General features: G+C 60.8%; 16 protein-coding genes and 1 pseudogene. 7 read left to right on the forward strand and 10 right to left on the reverse strand.

Features of this window, described 5'->3' with window-relative positions:
* Window positions 1-3 precede the first annotated feature (3 nt).
* On the reverse strand, window positions 4-1,788 hold the full coding sequence (locus CGL56_RS09335) for a sigma-54 interaction domain-containing protein (protein ID WP_099106272.1): 1,785 nt from the start codon (window positions 1,786-1,788) through the stop codon (window positions 4-6).
* Window positions 1,789-1,974: 186 nt separating this feature from the next.
* On the opposite strand from CGL56_RS09335, the pseudogene CGL56_RS18635 reads away from it, so the two are divergent.
* From CGL56_RS18635 to arsS, 3 genes and pseudogenes are all read left to right on the forward strand, one after another.
* Window positions 1,975-2,589 (forward strand): annotated as a pseudogene (locus CGL56_RS18635) (metallophosphoesterase family protein); the annotation flags it as partial.
* Window positions 2,590-2,874: 285 nt separating this feature from the next.
* Window positions 2,875-3,210: an arsenosugar biosynthesis-associated peroxidase-like protein gene (locus CGL56_RS18640; RefSeq protein ID WP_099106521.1), complete on the forward strand. Its 336-nt coding sequence runs from the start codon at window positions 2,875-2,877 to the stop codon at window positions 3,208-3,210.
* 55 nt (window positions 3,211-3,265) lie between these two features.
* Entirely contained in the window at window positions 3,266-4,339 is a 1,074-nt protein-coding gene (gene arsS / locus CGL56_RS09350; protein WP_099106273.1) for an arsenosugar biosynthesis radical SAM (seleno)protein ArsS, read from the forward strand.
* A 149-nt stretch (window positions 4,340-4,488) separates the two neighbouring features.
* Here the strand turns inward: arsS and CGL56_RS09355 are convergent, their stop codons facing one another.
* The 5 genes from CGL56_RS09355 to typA form a co-directional block, all read right to left on the reverse strand.
* Window positions 4,489-6,591, reverse strand: a complete 2,103-nt coding sequence (locus tag CGL56_RS09355; RefSeq protein ID WP_099106274.1) for a prolyl oligopeptidase family serine peptidase — start codon at window positions 6,589-6,591, stop codon at window positions 4,489-4,491.
* Between the two features lie 127 nt (window positions 6,592-6,718).
* Complete coding sequence (locus CGL56_RS09360; RefSeq protein ID WP_099106275.1) at window positions 6,719-7,489, reverse strand: DUF481 domain-containing protein; 771 nt, start codon at window positions 7,487-7,489, stop codon at window positions 6,719-6,721.
* A gap of 8 nt (window positions 7,490-7,497) precedes the next feature.
* The gene (locus CGL56_RS09365) at window positions 7,498-8,070 is read right to left on the reverse strand and encodes a DUF6580 family putative transport protein (RefSeq protein ID WP_099106276.1); all 573 of its coding nucleotides are present in this window, start codon (window positions 8,068-8,070) and stop codon (window positions 7,498-7,500) included.
* Window positions 8,071-8,103: 33 nt separating this feature from the next.
* Complete coding sequence (locus CGL56_RS09370; protein WP_099106277.1) at window positions 8,104-10,605, reverse strand: T9SS type B sorting domain-containing protein; 2,502 nt, start codon at window positions 10,603-10,605, stop codon at window positions 8,104-8,106.
* A gap of 131 nt (window positions 10,606-10,736) precedes the next feature.
* Window positions 10,737-12,542, reverse strand: coding sequence for a translational GTPase TypA (gene typA / locus CGL56_RS09375; protein WP_099106278.1), 1,806 nt, complete (start codon window positions 12,540-12,542; stop codon window positions 10,737-10,739).
* A 274-nt stretch (window positions 12,543-12,816) separates the two neighbouring features.
* Here typA and CGL56_RS09380 point away from each other — a divergent pair, with 274 nt between their 5' ends.
* The gene (locus CGL56_RS09380; protein ID WP_209280281.1) at window positions 12,817-13,194 is read left to right on the forward strand and encodes a VOC family protein; all 378 of its coding nucleotides are present in this window, start codon (window positions 12,817-12,819) and stop codon (window positions 13,192-13,194) included.
* 15 nt (window positions 13,195-13,209) lie between these two features.
* Here CGL56_RS09380 and CGL56_RS09385 read toward each other — a convergent pair whose 3' ends face one another.
* The 4 genes from CGL56_RS09385 to CGL56_RS09400 all read right to left on the reverse strand — a co-directional run bounded on the left by CGL56_RS09385 (window position 13,210) and on the right by CGL56_RS09400 (window position 17,215).
* The gene (locus CGL56_RS09385) at window positions 13,210-14,019 is read right to left on the reverse strand and encodes a helix-turn-helix domain-containing protein (protein ID WP_099106279.1); all 810 of its coding nucleotides are present in this window, start codon (window positions 14,017-14,019) and stop codon (window positions 13,210-13,212) included.
* A 53-nt stretch (window positions 14,020-14,072) separates the two neighbouring features.
* Window positions 14,073-14,819, reverse strand: coding sequence for an oxygen-binding di-iron domain-containing protein (locus CGL56_RS09390; protein ID WP_099106280.1), 747 nt, complete (start codon window positions 14,817-14,819; stop codon window positions 14,073-14,075).
* A 230-nt stretch (window positions 14,820-15,049) separates the two neighbouring features.
* On the reverse strand, window positions 15,050-16,402 hold the full coding sequence (locus tag CGL56_RS09395) for a Gfo/Idh/MocA family protein (protein ID WP_099106281.1): 1,353 nt from the start codon (window positions 16,400-16,402) through the stop codon (window positions 15,050-15,052).
* Window positions 16,403-16,444: 42 nt separating this feature from the next.
* Window positions 16,445-17,215, reverse strand: coding sequence for a 3-keto-disaccharide hydrolase (locus CGL56_RS09400; protein WP_099106523.1), 771 nt, complete (start codon window positions 17,213-17,215; stop codon window positions 16,445-16,447).
* 114 nt (window positions 17,216-17,329) lie between these two features.
* On the opposite strand from CGL56_RS09400, the gene CGL56_RS09405 reads away from it, so the two are divergent.
* The 3 genes from CGL56_RS09405 (at window position 17,330) to CGL56_RS09415 (ending at window position 21,160) form a co-directional block, all read left to right on the forward strand.
* Window positions 17,330-17,692, forward strand: a complete 363-nt coding sequence (locus tag CGL56_RS09405) for a nuclear transport factor 2 family protein (RefSeq protein WP_099106282.1) — start codon at window positions 17,330-17,332, stop codon at window positions 17,690-17,692.
* A 77-nt stretch (window positions 17,693-17,769) separates the two neighbouring features.
* Entirely contained in the window at window positions 17,770-18,801 is a 1,032-nt protein-coding gene (locus CGL56_RS09410) for a methyltransferase (RefSeq protein WP_099106283.1), read from the forward strand.
* Window positions 18,802-18,838: 37 nt separating this feature from the next.
* On the forward strand, window positions 18,839-21,160 hold the full coding sequence (locus CGL56_RS09415; RefSeq protein ID WP_099106284.1) for a GAF domain-containing protein: 2,322 nt from the start codon (window positions 18,839-18,841) through the stop codon (window positions 21,158-21,160).
* The last annotated feature ends 1 nt before the right edge of the window (window position 21,161 follow it).

Genomic DNA, 21,161 nt, shown 5'->3' on the forward strand with positions numbered 1-21,161 from the left:
GAACTACCGCAGGCCGAGTTTGCGCATCCGTCCGAAGAGGGTCTGGGCGTTCATGCCCAGGATGCCGGCGGCGCCGCCCTTGCCGCTTACCTTGCCGCCAGTAAGCTCCAGCACGTAGGCAATGTACTGTCTCTGGTGCTCCTCCAGGGTGAGCAACTCTTCCTGGCTGGGCTGCTGCCAAACCGGCTGTTCGGGCCCCGGACCGGCTTTGAGGGCGCCTACCTCGAGCCGGATGTCCGCCTGTCGCAGGGTATCGCCGCTGGATACGATCAGCGCCCGCTCGGTCAGGTTCTCCAACTCCCGGATGTTGCCGGGGAAGGGGTAGGAGCTGAGCAGGTCCATTACGGCTGGCTCCACCTTGGTGACCTTGCGGTTCAGCCGGACGTTGAACTTCTGGATGAAATGCCACAGGAGGGGGCCGATATCCGCCGGCCGTTCCCTCAGTGGGGGGTTGTGGATGGGGAAGACGCTGAGGCGGAAAAAGAGATCCTGACGGAAGGTGCCCTTATCGATTTCGGCCCGCAGGTCGCGGTTCGTCGCCGCAATGACCCGGACGTCTACCGAGATGGGGCGGGTGCCGCCCAGTGGGGTGAAGGTCCGCTCCTGGAGCACCCGCAGCAATCGGGTCTGGAGGCCCAGGGGCATCTCTCCGATCTCGTCGAGGAAGATGGTGCCCCCGTCGGCGGCCTGGAAGCGTCCGATTTTGTGTTCCGAGGCGCCGGTGAAGGCCCCCTTGCGGTAGCCGAAGAGTTCACTTTCGATCAGGTCGGGCGGCAGGGCGCTGCAGTCTACCGTGATCAGCGGCTTGTCCGCCCGGTAGCTCAGGGCGTGGATGCGGCCGGCGACCAGCTCCTTTCCCGTGCCCGTCTCGCCGGTGATGAGTACGGTGGTCTGGGTGGGGGCCACCTGTTCGACCTTGCGCAGCACCTTCTGATAGCCGGGGTCGACGGAGATGATTTCCTTGGCGTGCCCTTGCTGGCGGATCGTCTGCTTGAGCTGGCGGTTCTCCCGCTGGTATTCCCGGCTCAGCTCCTTGACCTGCAGCAGTGCTTCGCGGAGGCGGTCCTCCACGGCCTTCTGCTCGGTGATGTCCTGGGCCGTCAGGGTAAACCGGCGGCTGATGGAGAAGCGGTCGGGGATGACGTTGACCTCCACGGGCATCAGGCTGCCGTCGCGGCGGCTGAATTGGGTAAAGTAGCTGACGCCCCGCCCCTCGCGCAGTTCCTGACGGCGCTCGGACCAGGCCGATTCGTCGTAGTGGCGGTCGATGTCGCGGATGTGGCGGACGGCCAGTTCCGGCTGGCTCAGGTCGTAGCCCAGCTTTTCGAAGACCCGCTCGTTGAGGTAGTGGATGTTGCCGTCGATGTCCATCTGCATGACCAGGGAGGAGACGGTGTCGAGCAGCTCGGAGTAGTCAACGTCGTCCAGGAACTTTTGCGGAGTAAGCACGCAACAGAAGTATTCCTGGTCCTCCTCGGTGACCACCCGGGTGGCGCGGAGGAAGAAGTTGCGGGGGGGGAAGCCGATCTGAATGTTCTTGGCCACGTATTCCCCGCTCTGGAGGAAGTTGTTGACCTTTTGAGTGGGCTGCCGCTCATCGGACTTGTCCAGGAGGTACTGGGGGTCGAAGTAACCGTTCTGGGGGCCAAGTTCGTCGAACAGGGCATTCATGTGGGCATTGGCGAACAATACCCGGTGATCGCTGCCTACCACCAGGGCCGGGAACGGCAGGGCCGCCAGCCAGTTGGATATCAGGTAGGGGGGAAGTAGCGAATGAGCGGCGATCAAGGTACTTAGGTGTTAGGCGTTAATCTGAAAGACGGGCCGGCAAAGATACAATTTCCCGAATGCCTCAGGATAATGGTTCACACCCTCCTTACAGGTTGTGAGTTGTATGCCCGCATCCAACGGCACGGCGAACAGGAGGGTAATTCTTTTGAAACCAAGATAACCGCCGCCGCGTATCTATGCCACATGTCAACTGAATCCACAGCGGATCTGGGCCGGCTATCCGGACCCGTCCTGATTTTCGGCGGTATCTATTCCAACCTGGAAGCCCTGCTTGCCCTGCAGGAGCGCGCCGTCTCCCAGGGCATCCCCCCAAGTAACGTAATCTGCACCGGCGATACGCCGGGCTACTGCGCCGATCCGGAAGGCTGCCTGAACCTGTTGGAAGACTGGGGCGCCCGCTCCATCGCCGGTAACGTAGAACTCAACTTGCGGGACGGCGTCGACGACTGCGGTTGCAACTTCAGCGACGGCAGCCGCTGCGACCTCTTCTCCCGCCTCTGGTACGCCTACGCGCGTGAGGAAGTGGGCGAACGGGGGTTGTCCTACATGCGTACCCTGCCCCGGCAGTTCGACTTCACCTACGCTGGTAAGCGGGTGCGCGTCCTCCACGGATCCGCCGACCACGAGTCGGAGTTCATCTGGAAGTCTACCCCCTGGGAAACCAAGCAGCGCAGCTTTGCGGCCAGCGGGGCCGACGTGATCGTGGGGGGCCACAGCGGTTTGCCCTTCGCCGATGCCCGCGACGGACGCCTCTGGCTCAACAGCGGTGCGGCGGGAATGCCCGCCAACGACGGGACGCCCCGCACTTGGTACCTGATGCTGGACGACGCGGATGGGAGATTGACCTACACCTTTCACGCCCTGGACTACGACCACCACACGGCCAAAGCCAAGATGCTCGCCCAGCGGACACGGCTGCCCCTGAGCTACGCGGCTACCCTGACCACCGGCCTGTGGGACAACACCGAAATCATGCCCCCGGCCGAGGCCGCCCGGGAAGGCATACCGTATTCCCCCGGCGACTTCGGGTCGGCCCCGGCACCCGCGACCCCGCCCCCTGTAAAGCCCCAAACCAATAGCCCCATGAACCCCTACAGCGACCCCAAAGACCTGCGCACCTTCGGCAAGATCACCGAATGGCAGGAAGAGATGGGCGGCAAGTTCTTCGACTGGTACAGCCAAGTGACGGAAGGAGACAGTGCCCTCACCGAACGCGAGAAAGCCCTAATCGCCCTGGCCGTCAGCCACGCCGTGCAGTGCCCCTACTGCATCGACGCCTACACCACGAACAGCCTGCAGGCCGGCGCGGACGAGGAGCAGATGATGGAAGCCGTCCACGTAGCCGCCGCCGTGAAGGCCGGCACCACCCTGATCTACGCCCGGCAGATGCAGCGGCAGGTGGAGAAGGTAACCATGTAACCAGCCCCAACCAGCAACCAGCAACCAGTAACCAGCTACCAGCCCCAACCAACCCATGGGAGTAAAACAAAAAACAATCAGCCTAAAGCGCAAGGGATCCGACCTGAGCCAGGGCTACATCCAGCTGAACGTCTTGAACGGCAAGGACATCGCCGACGCCGGCCTGCCCCGGTTCACCGACCGCCTGGCTGAACAGGGCCACCGCCCCTTCAAACCGACCGAAATCGAGATCTTCCAGCTCAACATCGGCAAGCTGTGCAACCAGACCTGCGCCCACTGCCACGTAGACGCCGGCCCCGACCGCAAGGAGGAAAATATGAGCCGGGAAGACCTCGAGCTCTGCCTCTCAGTGATCGCTGCCACCCCCAGCATCCGCACCGTCGACATTACCGGGGGCGCCCCGGAAATGAATCCCAACTTCCGCTGGTTCGTGGAAGAGTGTACCCGGCTGGGCAAGCAGGTCATCGACCGCTGCAACCTGACGATCATCATGGCCAACCCGAAGTACCGCGACCTGCCGGAATTCCTGGCCCGCCACCGGGTACAGGTGGTTTCCAGCTTGCCCTACTTCAGCAAGGGGCGTACCGACGGGCAGCGGGGCGATGGCGTCTTCGAGGACAGCATCCAGGCCCTGCAACTGCTCAACGCCGTTGGCTACGGCAACCCCGAAACGGGACTGAAACTCGACCTGGTATTCAACCCCTCCGGCGCCTACCTGCCCGGCAAGCAGGAAACCCTGGAGGCTGAATTCAAGCGGCAGCTCCACCGCAAGTACGGCATCATCTTCAATGAGCTGTACGCCATCACCAACCTGCCGGTGAGCCGCTTCCTCGACTACCTGCTGGAAAGCGGGAACTACGGGGAGTACATGCAGAAACTGGTCGACGCCTACAACCCGGCCACGGTGGAAGGACTGATGTGCCGCAACACCATCTCGGTAAGCTGGGACGGCTACCTCTACGACTGCGACTTCAACCAGATGCTCGACCTGAAGGTGGCCGCCCGGGGACAGCACCTCCGCGATTTCAACGCCGCAGAACTCCGCAACCGCAACATCGTCCTGAACCAGCACTGCTACGGGTGTACCGCCGGTGCCGGCAGCAGCTGCGGCGGGACGGTAGTCGAGTAGTCAGGCGGAAAGAAGTCCTACCCATACCCCCGGATCAGTGGCGAACCCATCCGGCGGTACAGAAATCAAGCCGCCAAGTCAAATAAGGTGCCAAGCGAAGCGAGGCAAAAAGTCTGCAGGCTCTTTCACCCATTCACTCCTTCACCCATTCACCCCTTGACACCGTACTCCACCGGAGTATCTGTATTGTAGAAGAAGAAGCTCCACATATCGGCCTGCTCCTCGATGATCTTGGAGATGGGCTTGCCCGCTCCGTGGCCGGCGTTCGTTTCGATGCGGATGAGTACGGGCTTGTCGCCCCCGTGGGTGGCCTGCAGCTTGGCGGCGTACTTGAAGCTGTGGGCCGGCACCACCCGGTCGTCGTGGTCGGCCGTAGTGATCATGGTGGCGGGGTAGGCGGTACCCTGCTTCAGGTTGTGCAGCGGGCTGTAGGCCTTCAGGATGGGGAACATCTCGGCATCCTCGCTGCTGCCGTATTCGGGAATCCAGCCCTTGCCCACGGTGAATTTGTGGTAACGCAGCATGTCCATGACGCCCACGGCCGGGAAGGCCACGGCGAAAAGATCAGGACGCTGGGTCATGGCCGCCCCCACGAGGAGGCCACCGTTGGACCCCCCGGCGATGGCCAGCTTTTCGCGGCTGGTATACCCCTGTTCGATCAGGTATTCCCCGGCGGCGATGAAGTCGTCGAATACGTTCTGCTTGTTCTTGAGCATGCCCGCCTTGTGCCACGCTTCGCCGTATTCCCCGCCGCCCCGGAGGTTGGCCATGGCAAAGACGCCGCCGTTCTCGAGCAGGGGCAACCGCATTACGCTGAAGCTGGGCGACAGGCTGATGTTGAAGCCGCCGTAGCCGTAGAGGTAGGCGGGATTGTTCCCGTCCAAAACCAGGCCTTTCTTGTGCACCAGGAACATGGTCACCTCGGTGCCGTCCTTGCTTGTGTAGGTGACCTGCTTCTCCTCGTAGTCCTCGGGGTTGAACTTCAGTTCCGGCTGGAAGAAAGGCTTGCTCTCGTTGGCCTCGATGTCGTATTCGAAGATGGTGGGGGGATAGGTGAAGCTGGTGTAGACGTAGAAGAGCTTGTCGTCTTCCTCCTTGCCACTGAAGCCACCCGCGGAACCGACACCGGGCAGTTCGATCGCCGTTTTGTGCTCCCCCTCGTAGGTCAGCCGGTAGTAGCGGTCCGTGGCCTTTTCCAGGTAGTTGGCGAAGAGGTAGCCGCCCCCGGTATTGACGCCCTGCAGCAGGCTTTCCGCTTCCGGAATGATCTCCGTCCAGCTGCTTTTCTGCGGAGCATCCAGGTTGATCTTCACCAGGCGGTAGTTGGGCGCCCCGATGTCGGTGTGCACCCAGAAGTCGCGGCCCTCCACGTGCACCACCGCGCTCTTGTGGTCGGTGTCGGGGAAGAGGGCGATGGGGTCAATGGTGGCGGGTAGTTCACCGTTCCCCGGCAACGGCAAGTAGTAGGTGGCGTAGCCGTCGGTACCTGGAGCGGCGTACATGATGAAATAGTCCTCGTCTTCCGTGGTGCCGCCGTAGTGGTAGTAGGTGGGGTGCTCCGCGTCGGCGTACACCAGGCGGTCGGCGGACTGGGGTTCACCCAGCTTGTGGTAGTAGACCGAGTGGTTCAGGTTGTTGCCCTTCAGCCGGTCACCCTCGGCCGGGGCGGGGTAGCGGCTGTAGAAGAAGCCGTCGCCGTACCAGCCGGCGCCGCTGAATTTGATCCAGTCGAGCTCGTCCTCCAACTCCCGGTTGGTGGCGATGTCGCGCACGTAGATCCTGCTCCAATCGCTGCCGGCTTCGCTGCGGCTGTAGGCCATGTAGCGGTTGTCCTTGTCGGCGCCCAGCAGGTTGATGCTGGTGGTGCCGTCGGCGTTCAGGGCGTTGGGATCGATGAAGACCATCTCCTCACCATCCATGCCCTTTTTGTAATAGATCACCGCCTGGTTCTGCAGCCCGTTGTTGCGGCTGTAGAAGTAGTAGTCGCCCACCTTGAAGGGGGAGGACAGCCGGGGGTAATTTACCAGTTCGGTGAGGCGCTCCTCGATGTCCTTGCGGAAGGGAATCTGCTCGAGGTAGCCGAAGGTGGCCTCATTTTCTCTTTGAACCCAGGCTTTAGTCTCCTCGCTGTTGTCGTCCTCCAGCCATCGGTATTCGTCGGCCACGGTGGTGCCGAAGTATTCGTCTTCCGTGCTGTCGGTACGGGTTTCCGGATAGGCCACGGGAATGGCGGGGTAGTTTGCGTCTGACATGGATTGGTTTTCGACGGTACAACCTGGGCTGGCGAGACTGAGGAACGCCAGTATTGGTTTCCTGAGGCTAAGGTATTCATTTGCACTATTGATACCGCGCGGACGGAAACTCGAGGCTAGCCCCGGGTCAGAAGCTGTACCGCAGGCCGTTGACCCATTCGTAGGTGGTTTCCGGCACGTCGGGCAGCCCCCGGTTCAGCAACGCATCGTGGGTGATGCTGTACCGGGTATTGAAGGAGAGCCGGTCGGTCAGTTTCAGGGAGACCGAGGTGACGCTCGAGATGCGCGGTTGCCGGAAGTCCGGCAGGATGGGCTGGTAGTAGGTGGTGTTGGAGATCGACAGGTGCTCCCAGGCGTAGAGGTTGAAGCTGAGGTAGGAGCTCAGCCGGTGGCTGCGGTAGATGATTTCCCCGTCGGCCACCTCGTCGTACTCGTACATGTACAGGGTGCCCACGTACACGCGATTGTTGTCGAAGGATAGCAGTTTGAGGCGTGGCCCGGTACCGACCAGGGTCCGGAGTTGCAGCCGGAGTTGCTCGTTGTACTGCATTTGTCCGAAGGTCTCCCACCGCCATCGGTCGTTCAGGTAGTAGGCGTAGCGCAGGTGGCCGAAGCCCGCGTTGAGGGCGTTTTTGCCGCTGACCTGCACCAGCCGGTAATCGGCCAGTCCGAGCAGCGACTGTCGGCGTCCTTTTCGGTCGACGCGTACCGCCCCGTTCAGCGTGATGACCTGGTTGATGTTGCGGGTCAGGCTGCCGCCGAGGTCGATCTGCCCGTACCAGCCTACGCTGTCGAAGCCCTTGCGCTTGTCTTCGATGTTCACGATCTGGGCGCGCACGCAGGTGCCGGGCAATATCACGAACAGCCAGGCAAGGAGGAATAGCCGTTGAAAATGCATACTACCCGTTATACCCGCTCCCGCACTTTTACCGCCTGGGTGCGGGGCGCCAGATAGCGGGCCCCGCCGAAGAGCAGTCCGGCAAAGACCAGGTTGCCCGCCGCGCTGTTGAGCAGGAAGGGAAGCCCCGCGGCGTAGGCCGCCAGCAGTCCGCCGCCCGTCTGGGGGTAAAGGGGGGAGCCCAGCCAGGCCCCGAAGTTGGTCAGCAGGAAGAAGAGGGCCGTCGCGCCCAGCGTTACGCCACCCAGCCGCAGCCAGCTGAAGCTGCGCTCGCGCAGCAGTCCGAAGCCGAGCAGCACCGTGAGGCCGAATCCGGCGTACACCCAGCCGTTGAAACCCCAGAAAAATCCTTCGTAGTACTGGCTGTACACCAGGTTGTTCAGGGCCAGATCGCTCAGGTAAAGAGCGGCGAAGGGCACCACGAAGGCCATCCAGCGGCGGGCCATCAGGGCGGAACCGAACAGCGCCATGGCCCCTACCGGACCGAAGTTGGGCCAGTGCGGCAGCAACCGGCTGGCGGCGGCCAGGAAGATGAGGAGGAGCAGGATGGGCAATGGCTTGGCGGATGCAAATCGTTTCATGGGCGTCAATTGACCGGCAAAGATAAAGTACCCTCAGCGGACTACCGTTACCTCGCCGCTCAGCTCGGCCACCGTCCCGTCGATCAGCCGCACCACCAGGGTGTAGAAGTAGACTCCCGCGACCGCGCCGTCCCAATAGTTCGCCCCTCCCGCTTCGTAGGACCACACCAGTCCGCCCCAGCGGTGGTACACCTTCCAGGAAACGATGGCGGCGATGTCCGGCCCCAGGCCCGGCACCCACAGGTCGTTGTGGCCATCTCCATTCGGACTGAAGGCCGTCGGCACGTACACCCGCGGCGGTCCCCGCTCTACGACCAGGAACAGGCTGTCGCGGGCGGTACAACCGCTGGCGTCCCCGGCCTCTACCGTTATCCACCCGGTTTGGCGGGCGGTAAGCTGGTAGGACGGACAGGCGACACAGCTCGCGGTGCTGTCCGCGCTCCAGGTGAAGGCCAGGGGAGGTGAGCCTCCGGTAACCTGTGCGGTGTACGTCAGGGGATCACCCAGCCGCCCGCGCTCCGGCCCGCTGAGCTGGAGGTGGAAGGGGGCCGACGGAGGCACCTCGGCTTCCCGGTAGACCTCGCATCCGTCGTCCAGACGGACGATTAAGGAATAGAACCCGCTGGCCAGGCCGGTAATGGCATCGGCGGTGAAGGTGGTGTCGGACAGCAGCTTGAGACGCCCGGAGCCGGCGGGCAATAAAGCTACCCCTCCATCGCTGCCCCCGGGACAGCTCGGGACGGTGACTTCCAGCCTGAAATCGGTATCGGCGGCCGCCGCAACGGTTACTGGCAGGACGAACGACTGGCATCCCGTAACGTCACTCACCGTCACCTGGTATGCGCCGGGATCGAGGCTGCCCCGGGACCCGGTGCGCGGTCCATCCGACCACGCATAGCCGTAAGGCGGCAGCCCTCCGGAAGGGATCACCTCGATCGTACCCCCCGCGAGCCCGCAGCCAGGAAGCTGGAGGTAGCGGGCCGAGATGGGTGGGGCGTCAACGATCTCGGTGGTGGCCACGGTATCGCAGGCCCCGGCCCTGCCGGACAGGGTGTCGCGATAGAGCCCGGGTTCGCTCCTCCAGCTTCCAGCTACCAGAATCGTGTCGCCGGGACACAGCACCCGGGAGGAGAAACTCCTTTCCGTACACCCCGCGCAGGGGCGGTCACAATCATCCACCGCCACCAGCTCCGTTTCCGGTCGGTCGGCGGCTTCCTCCACCCAGTCGGCGGTAATCATTGTATCACTGAGGGAGCGCTCGCTCCATACCGTTAGCAGGTTGCTTACCGCCACAGGGGAATCTTCCACTACCAGGCATTCCGCCAGGGGGCGCCCCTCCCCGTCGAGTTGGAGCAGCAACCCCTCGTGGGGCTGGGTGCCGCGGAAACTGTAGGTGGCCGCTACCAGGATCCGGAAGGGTCTTGCCAGCAACTGCTGGTTTCCGCGCTGGTAAACCTGGGCATTACCGGGGAAGGAGTAACGGCGGGCCCAGCGTACCTCACCGGAAAACTCCAGTTGCAGCAGGAAGATGTCGCGCTTGCCCACCAGCGAGTAGCCGTACAGGAGCAGTCCCCCATTGTGAATGGCCATTTCGATCCCCACCTCTCCGCTGCTGGCGGTCAGGTCGTATTTGCGGCTCCACAACACTTCACCTCCGGCTGCGAAAGCCGTAATAATGGGTAGTGTCCCCTCCGCTCCGGTAATGCGGTCGAGATCACCCCACTGCAGGAGGTAAGTCCGGCCCTGTTCCACTTCCACATCGAAGGCAAACAGTCGGGCATTGCGGTCGTCAGCAACGGGACCTACCCGGCTGCTGAGCAGGTTGCCCCCAGGGTCGACCTGCAGCAGGACACTACGGCCAGCGCCGGCACTGCCCCGTACACTGGCCGCCCCGGCAGCCAGGTATCCGCCATCGGGGTGGGGGAGTAGATCGAAGATGGTTTCTTCCCCGGCCAGGTCATAGTAATGACCCTGACCCAGGGGGCTGCCGTCGTTTCGGCGGAATCGCTGCAGCAGACCCCGTCGGAAAATCGGGGAGGGCGCTCCGATGCGGGAGCCGGATACTACGTATTCGCCGCCACCTCCCAGCAGGATGCCGGTGGGGTCACTCTCGTAGGGGGCCTTGCGGTAGTAGAGTAGCTGGTCGGTGACCGGATTGTAGCGAAAGAGCCCGGCGGTCTGCCGGTTGTCCGAAAAATGACTGACCACCCCGGCGATCATGCCCTCCGGATCGACGAGCAATCCGTTTACCAGGCTCAGCTCGGTACTCTCCCCGCCGGTCGCGATTGCCCGTTGCCAGCGTACCACTCCCTCTGCCGATAGCCGGGACAGGAGGATGTCGCCACCCGCCATCCCGCCCACCAGGATATCGCCGCTACCGCCGTAATCCACGATACAGGACAGGCGCACGTCACGCCCCGAATCGTCGTAGTACAGCTGCACATAGCGACTGCCCGTGCAGTGGTTTTCCTGCCCCGCCATCCAGCCGGGAAAGAAAGCAAGCAACAGCAAAAAATAGCGGAACAAGGCGTTCATGGCAGTTCCCCAAGTTACCCCCTCCACCAGGAAAGGACCTTGCAGGGTAATACTACCGTCGCCCGGCGTACGCAGATAGCCAGCGCCGAAGGCGGCACCTACAGTACTAAAGAATTAATAGCCTTAAAGCCCTAGAAAGTAATCTTCTCCCCACGCTTCCGCTCAGCTTCACGCAGCAGCGTTTTGCGCAGGCGCAGACTTTCGGGAGTTACTTCCACGTACTCGTCGGCCTGGATGTACTCGAGGGCTTCCTCCAGGGAGAATTTGCGGGGCGGTACCAGGCGGGCCTTGTCGTCGTTGCCCGAAGAGCGCATGTTGGTGAGCTTCTTGGTCTTCGTCACGTTGATCACGAGGTCGGCTGCGCGGCTGTTCTCGCCGATGACCTGTCCTTCGTAGATCTCTTCGTTCGCGTCGATGAAGAAGCGGCCGCGGTCCTGCAGGTTGTTGATCGAGTAAGGGATGGCCTTGCCGTTCTCCATGGAGATCAGCGAGCCGTTCAGGCGACCGGGGATTTCACCCTTGTGGGGCTGGAATTCCTTGAAGCGGTGGGTCATGATGGCCTCACCTTGGGTAGCGGTCAGCATGTTGGAGCGCAGACCGATGATGCCGCGGCTGGGAATCTCGAATTCGAGGACCACCCGCTCACCCTTCGGGGTCATGCTCAGCATGGTGCCTTTGCGCTGGGTGACCATGTTGATGGCCGTTCCCGACATCTCGTCCGGCAGGTCGATGGTCAGTTCTTCCACCGGCTCCTGCTTCACGCCGTCGATTTCTTTCACGATAACCTGCGGCTGTCCGATCTGGAGCTCGTAGCCCTCGCGGCGCATGGTTTCGATGAGTACGGAAAGGTGCATTACACCGCGTCCGAATACCTTGAATTTGTCGGCGCTCTCGGTTTCCTCCACCCGCAGGGCGAGGTTCCGCTCCAGTTCCGCGGTCAGGCGGTCCTTGATGTGGCGGCTGGTGACGTACTTGCCTTCCTTGCCGAAGAAGGGACTATCGTTGATGGTGAAGACCATGCTCAGCGTGGGCTCGTCGATGGCGATCGTCGGCAGGGCTTCGGGGTTCTCACCGTCGGCAATGGTGTCGCCGATCTCGAATCCTTCCACGCCGAATACGGCGCAGATGTCTCCGGCCTGTACTTCGTCCACTTCCACGCGGCCGAATCCTTCGTAAACGAAGAGGCTGCGGGCCCGGGCCTTGGTCTCCACGCCTTCGCGGCTGATGAGGGTAAGTTGTTGGTTGGCCTTCAGGGTACCCCGGCTCAGTTTGCCGATGGCCATACGACCGATGTACTTGCTGAATTCAATGCTGGTGACCAGCATCTGGGTGTTGCCTTCCTTGATTTTGGGCTCGGGCACGTGCTCGAGGATCGCATCCAGCAGGGGCAGGATGTTGTCGGTTTCCTGCCGCCAGTCGGTGCTCATCCAGCCGTTCTTGGCCGATCCGTAGATGGTGGGGAAGTCGAGCTGGTCCTCGGTAGCGTCCAGGCTGAACATCAGGTCGAATACCATCTCGTGCACCTCTTCAGGGGTACAGTTCGGCTTGTCTACCTTGTTGATGACAACCAGCGGGTTCAGGCCGAGTTTCAGGGCCTTGTCCATCACGAAGCGGGTCTGCGGCATGGGGCCTTCAAAGGCATCCACCAGCAGCAGTACGCCGTCGGCCATGTTCAGCACCCGCTCTACCTCACCACCGAAGTCGGCGTGACCAGGGGTGTCGATGATGTTGATCTTGGTGCCCTTGTACTGGATCGAGACGTTCTTGGCAAGGATGGTAATCCCGCGTTCCCGCTCCTGGTCGTTGCTGTCCATGATCAGCTCGCCGGGGTTCTCGTGGTCTCCGAAGAGCTGGCCGGCCAACAGCATTTTGTCCACCAGGGTGGTTTTGCCGTGGTCGACGTGGGCGATGATGGCGATGTTGCGAATAGACTGCATAAAACTTGGCTTTTGGGGAACTGCCGATTTGAGCGCGCAAAGGTACGGCTTTTTCTTTTGGCAAAACCCCCGGACTTGTTAAGGGATTGTTTTGTTGGCGGGGCGGCGGAGCGCGGGTTCCGCGGCCGGCGGGAACCAGCCCGAAGCGCGGGAAGCAACGCAGGCTGTCCGGGTGGACGCCGATCACCCAGGGTGATTTCACCGTAGCGAGTACCTTCCTGATCGCCCACCCAAAATCACTTTTCTGACCACACTAACAATTTAACCTATGGAAATGATGCATCACGCCCTGAGCTGGGTGGAAATCCCCGTCACTGATTTCCCCCGTGCCCAGGCTTTCTATAGCGCAATCTTCGACTACGAAATGCCGGAAATGCAGATGGGGCCCGTGCGTATGGGCATCCTCCTCCACGACCAGCAACAGGGGGGCATCGGAGGCGCTATCTGCTCAGGTGAGGGGTACACTCCCTCGCCGGACGGGCCCAAGGTCTACCTGAACGGGGGCAAAGACTTGACCGCGGTCCTCGATCGGGTCGAGGCCGCCGGCGGGCAAGTCCTCCTGTCAAAGACATTTATCAGCCCCGATAGTGGCCATTTCGCGCTGTTTCGCGACACTGAAGGAAACCACGTGGGCCTCCACTCCATGGGGTAAGCCAAGCGGGTAGGATTATCCGCCCAGCGCGACCAGGTTGCCCTCCCCGCGGCGGTAGGCACCGGGTGGCCGCCCGGTCACCCGGCGAAAGTCGCGGATGAAGTGGGCCTGATCGAAGTAGCCGCAGTCGTAAGCCACACTGGTGAGGTCCAGGTTCGGGTCCCGATTCAGGGCCTCCACCGCCCGGTTGATGCGCAGCAGATTGAGGTACTGTTTCGGGGTGATCCCTACCACCCGGCGGAATTGTCGCTCGAGTTGCCGCTGGCTGATGCATACCTGCCGGGATATATCCGCTACGCTGCATACCGCGCACCGCCGCATCAGCGCGGCCGACCGCGCCACGTAATCCCGGCGGGTTGGCCGCAGGGCGAGCCGGTGGAGTAGATAATCCTCCGCCCGCGCGATCATTTGGGTCACCTCCGGCTCGGTCCGGATCCGGTCGCACAGTGCGTGAAAGGATTTGTCAAACAGCAGGTAGCTGTCCTGAAAATCGTCCAGCATCTCCCTTCCCTCCAGCTGGAACAGGGAGGTGAGGGCTTCCGGCCGGAAGCGGATGGTAAATACCGGGACCGGCTCGTCAAAGTGTACGCGAAAGGCGCGACGGAACAGCCCGATGAGCATATAGTCGGGCGTGGCCGCCAATCCGTTGCCACCCGGAAGTTGGCAGTGGCGTTCGCGCAAGTGAATGATGAGTTCCGGACAACCATTTGGGATTACCTCGATCATAGCCCCCCGCCGGGCTTCCGTGTTATACACCCCCCGGGTGTAGCAACTCACGAAGGGCGCGAGGGGAGGGCTGGGGCGGTAGGTGGAAACGGCGATCATGGCGTGCGGTGGGGGTCCACCGAATTTAGGGAGTATCCGGGGAACCCCCCTCCTCAAGCGGTGGCGGCGGCCCTGGCCTGGGGTTCCCATACCGTCCGGAGTACCTGGTCGAGGCCTTCCAGGGTTTGCCGGCAATCGCCGTTAAAGGAGGAACCGTGCATGGTAGCCAGGGTGCGGGGATTGAGGTCCGCCAGGCGCTGGATGATGGACGCCGTGCGGGAGGTGTAGGGGGAATAGCCCATGAGGGGGCCCTGCTCGAATTCCATCAGGGACCGCTGGTGGTGCGACAGGATGTCCGTATCCGTCAGGGCGGTTACGTCGCCATTCTGGTGCAGCAGGTCGGAGCAGAGCAGGGTGCCGTTGGTTTCCTCGAAGAGAACGCCGGCGTCCCATCCGTGGGGCAGGTGGGGGGTGCGGATGAAGCGGTAGCGGTTACGTCCCGTCGTGAAGGTGGCCCCGTCGGCCAGGGCCCGGGCCGGGCGGTCGGCAAAGTCGCCCATGTTGACCAGGGCCCCGACCTCGCTGCAGACCGGGGTAGCTTGGGGGGCCACACCCAGCCACTCGTTCAGGGCACCGCATTCGTCTACTTCAAAGTGGCTGAAGCCAATCCACCGCAAATCGCGGGGGGCAATCAGTCGACTTAAGGCCTCGTACACCAGCGGGAACATCCGCCGCATGCCAGCGTGGTATAGCATGGGCTCCTCGTCCCGTAGGAGGAAATGGTTAAACTGGAGGTTCATCTCCGGCACGAAAACCGAAATTCGGTACACATCGGGGGCAATCTCGGATACGTGGGTCATGGCTGCGGGTAGTTTGGTGAGCGATGATCCTAAGTTCGGGGCAGAAAAGCCACCGCGATTGTAAAAAATCGACGTTGACACACCGACTGTGGTAGGCACCCGCGCGCAGTCGGCTGCTCCCGGCCGGCGTTATTACTCCTCCAGTACTTTCCGATAATGACTTAAACAGTGGTCACAAAAAACCGGCGGCCGGAACCTTCCCGACCGCCGGTTGTGGACGTCTGATACAATCAGATCTTACGATAGTCGCCTTCCAGGAACTTGTTGGCGGCCTCCTCGTCGAAGCGGCCGGAGCCGGCGTTCCAGTGGAGGGTTTGACCGGGGAAGCGGCCCGCTACCGTACCCAGCAGGATGACCTCCGTCAGGCGGGCGGAGTAGCTGAACGGAGCGCTGCAGCTGCCCTTGCCGAGGCAGGCATCCACGAACTGGTGGTAGTGCTTGGGGCTTTCCGTTTCGTAGTTGCGGATGGGGGTACCCAGTTGCAGGGCCTCGGCGGCCGCGGCGATTTCGGTCGAAATGTCCTGGTACTCGCCGTCGACGATCATCCGGGGCTCCTGCATGAAGTGGGGCAGCAGCAGGCGGCCTTTATCGCCGATGAACACCGCGCCCTGGTCGGGTAGGGTTTCTCCGTTGGGCAATTCCAGGTCGGGGTGGGCGGCCGGAGCGCCGGGGCCATCGTACCAAACCCACTTCAGGCTCTCGCCGGTATACGGGGTGCCGGGGAATTCGTAGGTCACCAGGTTATTTTCCGGGAAGCCGTATCCGTTCGGGGGGCGGCATTCATTCACGACGGTGCGCGGGACGTCGAGCTCCAGGGCATTGTAGGGGGTGTCGAAGATGTGGACGCCCATATCACCCAGGGTGCCGCAGCCGTAATCTACGATTTGCCGCCAGTTAGTGGGGTGGTAGCGCTCCTCCACGTATTCGCGATCGGGCGCGGTACCCAGCCAGAGGTTCCAGTCCAGACTGGCGGGAATCGGATCGCTGGTGGTGGGGGCGGGGCCGTCGTAGCCCCAGTTCTTGGGCGACCAGGCCCGTACGGTGTGCACCTTGCCGACGATGCCCGACTGGATCAACTGGGTGGCCAGGCGGTAATCATAGAAGGAGTGGACCTGAATGCCCATCTGGGTGACCAGGTTCTTTTCCTTGGCCACCCGGGCCATTTCGCGGGCCTCCGATACGTGGTGGGCCAGCGGCTTCTGGCAGTAGACGGGTTTGTCCATCTCCATGGCCATCAGGGAGGCCGGAGCGTGGGTGTGATCGGGAGTGGCAACAACCACGGCGTCGATGTCGTCGCCCATTTCGCGCAGCATCTCGCGGTAATCGACGAAGGTGCGGGCGCCAGGGTGCTTCTCGTGGGCGGCCTTCAGGAAGTTGGCGTCTACGTCACAAAGGGCTACCACCTCCACCGCGGGGTGGGAGGCGATGGCCTTCATATCTTCACTTCCCTGGTAACCCAGACCGATGTGCGCGGTGCGCAGTCGGGTTTTCTCGGGGCCGGACTGGCCGGAGGTAGCGCAGCCGGGCAACAACAGGGCAGCGGCCAGGGCGGAACTGCTCTGGATGAATGTTCTTCTTTTCATGATCGGATTAATCTTGGATTTGGAATCGGTGGAGTGGGGGAGTTACAGTTCGCGGATCCGAATGTTACGGAACCAGAGCGGGCTGCCGTGGTCCTGCAGGGCGATGTATCCGCTGCGGAACTTGCCGTAGTCGGGGGCATTCTTCCACTTGCCGGAGTCGCGCTTGGCCTGCCATTCGTCGGACCAGGGCTCGAAGCTCAGCAGCAGCTCACCGTTGAGCCAGTGCTCGGCGCGTTCGGGGGTGAAGACGATCCGACTGGTATTCCATTCCCCGGCCGGGTTCAGTTTCTTCTTGGCGGGATCGGGGGTATGCATGGCATAGTCCGCGCCGGTGCTTTGCCAGTCCTGCAGTTTTTCGGGGTGCTCGGCACCGAACTGACTGTTGTAGGCCGTCAGATCGTGGATGTCGGCGTAACCGGCGTCGTCGATCAGCTGGTATTCGGGGGCAATCGAGGAGGGGCTGTCGTAACCTTCCTTCACGTGGTAGAAAATGCCACTGTTACCGCCGGGGGGGATTTTCCACTCGAGTTCCAGCTCGAAGTTCTCGAACTCCCGCTCACCGTAGACGATGTCGCGGCCACCCGTATAGTCCTGTTCCAGCTCCAGCTCGGTGTCGAATTGCAGTACCCCGTCGCGGGCCACCCAGCCGGGAGGAAGTTCCTCGGCGTTGTAGCCACGCCACCCGTCGGTGGAGGTGCCGTCGAACAGGCTGATCCAGCCGTCACCTTCCGTGGCGGCGGCGTCCTGGTTGTTTTGGCTCGCGCAGGTGCAGAGCAAAAGGGAGATAAAAAGCAGGGAAAAGAGATTCTTCATGGGCATGATCGCGGTAAATCGGGAAAGAGAGAGTGAAGTCGGCGGCCTCGGCCGCGCACTGGCTAAGGTAATACGGGTTATATGAATCACTGGCCCCCTAAAATCGTCAGTTTCATGAACGACGCAAAAGACATGGTACTACATTGGATAGAACTGTTTAACCGAGGCGACGCGGATGGACTGGCGGAGCTCTACCACGACGATGCCATCAACCATCAGGTTGCCAACCTGCCCATCCAGGGAAAGCACGCTATCCGGGAACTCTTCGCCTACGAGTTCAGCACGGCGGAAATGACTTGCCTGCCCGTCAATCTCTTCCAGGACGACGAGTGGGTCATCCTGGAATGGAAGGACCCCATGGGATTGCTTGGCTGCGGTTTTTTCCACATCACGGAGGGCAAGATCAAGCTGCAGCGGGGGTATTGGGACAAACTTTCCTTCCTGCGCATGCACGGTATGCCGCTACCCACCCGCTAGAAACCGGCCAGATTACCGGGTTGCGTGGTACCGGGGCTGTACCTATATTCCTTAACAACTTCACCCACACGATTGATATGACCCCCATCCCCACCGTCGCCCCTGACCGTATCCTGCAAACCGGTTTCGGCTTCTGGGCGGCCAAGGTCCTGCTGTCCGCCGTAGAGCTGGACCTGTTCAGCTACCTCTCCAAAGGGCCCCAGAAAGCGGCCAGCATACAGAAGACCCTCGGCCTGCACAGCCGGTCGCTCTATGACTTTCTGGATGCCCTGGTGGCATTGGGTTTTCTTCAACGCAAGGGTACGGGCGAAGACGCCCAGTACGCCAACGCCCCCGACGTGGACCATTACCTCGTCCGTGGCACGCCCGGCTACATCGGCGGGATGCTGCAGATGGCCAATAACCGCCTTTACCCCTTCTGGGGCAACCTCGAGGAAGCCCTGCAGACCGGCCAACCCCAGAATGAGTCCAAGCACGGGGAAAAGAGCCTGTTTGAAGCCGTCTACGCTGACCCGGCCACTCTGCGGGAATTCGCGGCCGCCATGGCGGGCTTCCAGATTCCCAACTTCATCTTTCTGGCCCAGAGTTTCGATTTCTCTGCCTATACCAACTACTGCGACGTGGGTGGGGCCGACGGCACCTGCTCCTGTATCCTGGCCGAGCAGCATCCCCACCTGCAGTGCGTGACCTTCGACCTTCCGGCCCTGGTGCCCATCGCGGAGGAGAACATCCGCAACCGCGGCATGGAAGACCGGGTGAGGGTGGAGTCAGGCGACTTCTTCGCCGACGATTTACCTCACGCCGACGTGATCACGATGGGCAATATCCTGCACGACTGGAGTGAGCAGGAAAAGTTGATGTTGCTCGGCAAGGCCTACGATGCCCTCCCGGAGGGCGGCGCCCTGCTGGTCATCGAGAACGTGATCGATGACAAGCGGAAAGAGAACCTTTTTGGCCTGCTGATGAGCCTGAATATGCTCATCGAAACGCCCGAGGGCTTCGATTATACCTACCAGGATTTTCGCAAGTGGGCCACCAAGGCTGGTTTCCGTGAGACTGACCTAATCCCTTTGACCGGCCCCAGCAGTGCGGTAGTAGCCTTCAAATGACCTCTTGCCACCCCCTCGAGGGAAAATTAACCATATCATGCTTGTTGAACAGCCGTTTTCAACCAGGTTATCAGATGCCGTTCCCTTTGTTACGGAGCTTTCCCTGGCGGGAGTGGTAGCGAAATGGCGGGCGGAAATACCCGACGCTGATCCTGACCGTCAATTTATCGAAGGTGAAATAGCCCGCAACCCAGGGCTGCTCGAGCCTATCCGTGACGAAAACTACTTTGCCGACAAGCAGGAGTTTCTTGCCAGGCTTTTTTCCCCCCTGCTACCCGTCCAGGGATGGTCCAACTCACCCCATTCCCTTTGCTCGCCCTTTGATCATGAACGGTTCATCTATGCTACTGAAGCCTACCGTCGCATTTACCAATCTGACGATGTCAAAATTGATTCTGTAGATAGCTCGGTGCATTATACCCGGATTGATGCCCGGGTGATCTATGCCTATAAAAGCATTCTAAAACAACTGTATGGTTTGGACCTGAAAGTGGACCTGCCGATCGTCTTTTCCGCCTGGAACGAGACAAAAGGCTTGAACCGGTATTTTAAACTGACGGGCAATACCCAGTTCATCGATGTGATGCCGCGCGGGCCCCTGCCGGAACTGCCCCGGGAACGTCTGCAGAACCTTTTGGATCAGGACTTTGACGTGCAGGACTGGATGGCCGCACTTCCCCCGGAGAACTTTCTCTTCAGGGGCGTGACCCTAACCACTTTGGTCGACATCACCATCGAAGAGTCTACCAAGCGGCTCCACATCTCACTGCTCAATCGACAGGATATACCCGAGGAGCAGTGGATGGTTGAGCTGGAACGTGAGTTGCGCAACCTGTTTTGCTTGCCTGACCTCCGCCTGGGGCTGGCCACCTTGCAAAAAAACGGAGAACTCAACTTTGTATCCGATCGAAAGATCTGGAACAGTTTGCTGATTCGGCAATTGAAAAAGGAGCACCGGGCCCACTTGCACCAATCCATCTATTATCAGGCGATCACCCAACAAAGGACCATAATCATCGAGAATCTCGGGGAGGTAATGGATAATCCCCTGGCTTCACTGGTGATAAAATCCGGATTCCGGAATCTGTTATTGGCCCCCCTCGTATATGAAGGGAAAACGATAGGAATCCTAGAGCTGTCCAATCCTGAAGCCGGGGAGATAAATGGCCTGTCCCTGTTCAAAATCCGCCAGATTACGCCAATGTTTGTCAATGCCCTCAAGCGTCACCTCGATGAATTTGAAAGCAAGGTAGAGGCCGTCATGCTGGAAGAATTCACGGCGATCCATCCCGCTATTCAGTGGCGGTTTCGGGAGGCGGCGATTGCCCATTTGAATTCCAGTGGGCCACGGGACATCATCACTTTTGAGGATTTAAGTCCTTTTTATGGGTCGCTGGATATCCGCAATTCCTCTAAGAACCGGAACCGGGCAATCTATGTGGATCTTCTGGATAACCTTACCGTGGCAATTGAGGTCTTGGACGAGGCCGGGGAAAAGCATTCCCTGGATGCAGTGAAAGCACTGTCGTTTGAGGTGAATGGCAAGCGGGAAGGGATGAGTAATCAATTCGGGACGGATGATGAAACCGCGCTGGGTGAATATATCCGCCTCCGGATCAACCCGGTATTGCTCCACTTGGCCGAACGTTTCGAGGACGTCCGGCCCATGACCGATGCCTACTTCAGCCGACTTGGTGAGGAGTCCAGGATTTTTGACCGTAACCGGTTGGCCTACGAATGCGCGCTTGATAATCTGAATCGGAGTATCAGTCGCATGCTAGAGGAAGAGGAACAGCAGTTACAGAAGCTGGTGCCGTGTTACTTCGAGAAGTACCAGACCGATGGAATAGAGTACAACATCTATCTCGGGAAGGCCCTGGCCCCCCAATTGGAGTTTCATGATATTTACATTGAAAACCTTCAACTGCGTCAGCTGATCTGGACCTGCAATATTGCCCGCGCGGTAAGGCACCCGGTCGTAACCTCTTCACCGGAGTGCCCAGAGGCTGAAGAGTTTCACCTGGAAATCGCTCCCCTGGTTCTGGCTTACAGCAGCCGGCTTACCCTGAAATTTCAACCGGACCTGAAGCGGCTCGATGTTGATGGCGCTTATAACGTGCGCTATGAAATTGTCAAGAAGCGCATTGATAAAGCGGTGGTAAAGCAAACGAAAGAAAGGCTTACCCAGCCTGATCACCTCACGGTGATCTATACCCAGGACAGGGAGGCCCTCGTCTATCAGGGTTATTTTCGCTACCTCAGTGCCCAGGGATTCATCAGTGACCAGTGGGAGAACTTTGAACTGGAGCCGTTGCAGGGCGTGGATGGACTGCGGGCGTTGCGGGTACCCATCCTGTAAG

Origin of the sequence: Neolewinella marina (assembly GCF_002631205.1) — a bacterium.
Taxonomy (GTDB): domain Bacteria; phylum Bacteroidota; class Bacteroidia; order Chitinophagales; family Saprospiraceae; genus Neolewinella; species Neolewinella marina.

What these genes read in the sequence shown, in the direction of transcription:
- CGL56_RS09385 (WP_099106279.1), bottom strand. Translation starts at nt 14,019, where the DNA reads ATGATCGCCGTTTCCACCTACCGCCCCAGCCCTCCCCTCGCGCCCTTC.
- CGL56_RS09370 (WP_099106277.1), bottom strand. Translation starts at nt 10,605, where the DNA reads ATGAACGCCTTGTTCCGCTATTTTTTGCTGTTGCTTGCTTTCTTTCCC.
- CGL56_RS09400 (WP_099106523.1), bottom strand. Translation starts at nt 17,215, where the DNA reads ATGAAGAATCTCTTTTCCCTGCTTTTTATCTCCCTTTTGCTCTGCACC.
- CGL56_RS09380 (WP_209280281.1), top strand. Translation starts at nt 12,817, where the DNA reads ATGATGCATCACGCCCTGAGCTGGGTGGAAATCCCCGTCACTGATTTC.
- typA (WP_099106278.1), bottom strand. Translation starts at nt 12,542, where the DNA reads ATGCAGTCTATTCGCAACATCGCCATCATCGCCCACGTCGACCACGGC.
- CGL56_RS09365 (WP_099106276.1), bottom strand. Translation starts at nt 8,070, where the DNA reads ATGAAACGATTTGCATCCGCCAAGCCATTGCCCATCCTGCTCCTCCTC.
- CGL56_RS09355 (WP_099106274.1), bottom strand. Translation starts at nt 6,591, where the DNA reads ATGTCAGACGCAAACTACCCCGCCATTCCCGTGGCCTATCCGGAAACC.
- CGL56_RS09360 (WP_099106275.1), bottom strand. Translation starts at nt 7,489, where the DNA reads ATGCATTTTCAACGGCTATTCCTCCTTGCCTGGCTGTTCGTGATATTG.
- CGL56_RS09415 (WP_099106284.1), top strand. Translation starts at nt 18,839, where the DNA reads ATGCTTGTTGAACAGCCGTTTTCAACCAGGTTATCAGATGCCGTTCCC.
- CGL56_RS09395 (WP_099106281.1), bottom strand. Translation starts at nt 16,402, where the DNA reads ATGAAAAGAAGAACATTCATCCAGAGCAGTTCCGCCCTGGCCGCTGCC.
- CGL56_RS09405 (WP_099106282.1), top strand. Translation starts at nt 17,330, where the DNA reads ATGAACGACGCAAAAGACATGGTACTACATTGGATAGAACTGTTTAAC.
- CGL56_RS18640 (WP_099106521.1), top strand. Translation starts at nt 2,875, where the DNA reads ATGAACCCCTACAGCGACCCCAAAGACCTGCGCACCTTCGGCAAGATC.
- arsS (WP_099106273.1), top strand. Translation starts at nt 3,266, where the DNA reads ATGGGAGTAAAACAAAAAACAATCAGCCTAAAGCGCAAGGGATCCGAC.
- CGL56_RS09410 (WP_099106283.1), top strand. Translation starts at nt 17,770, where the DNA reads ATGACCCCCATCCCCACCGTCGCCCCTGACCGTATCCTGCAAACCGGT.
- CGL56_RS09390 (WP_099106280.1), bottom strand. Translation starts at nt 14,819, where the DNA reads ATGACCCACGTATCCGAGATTGCCCCCGATGTGTACCGAATTTCGGTT.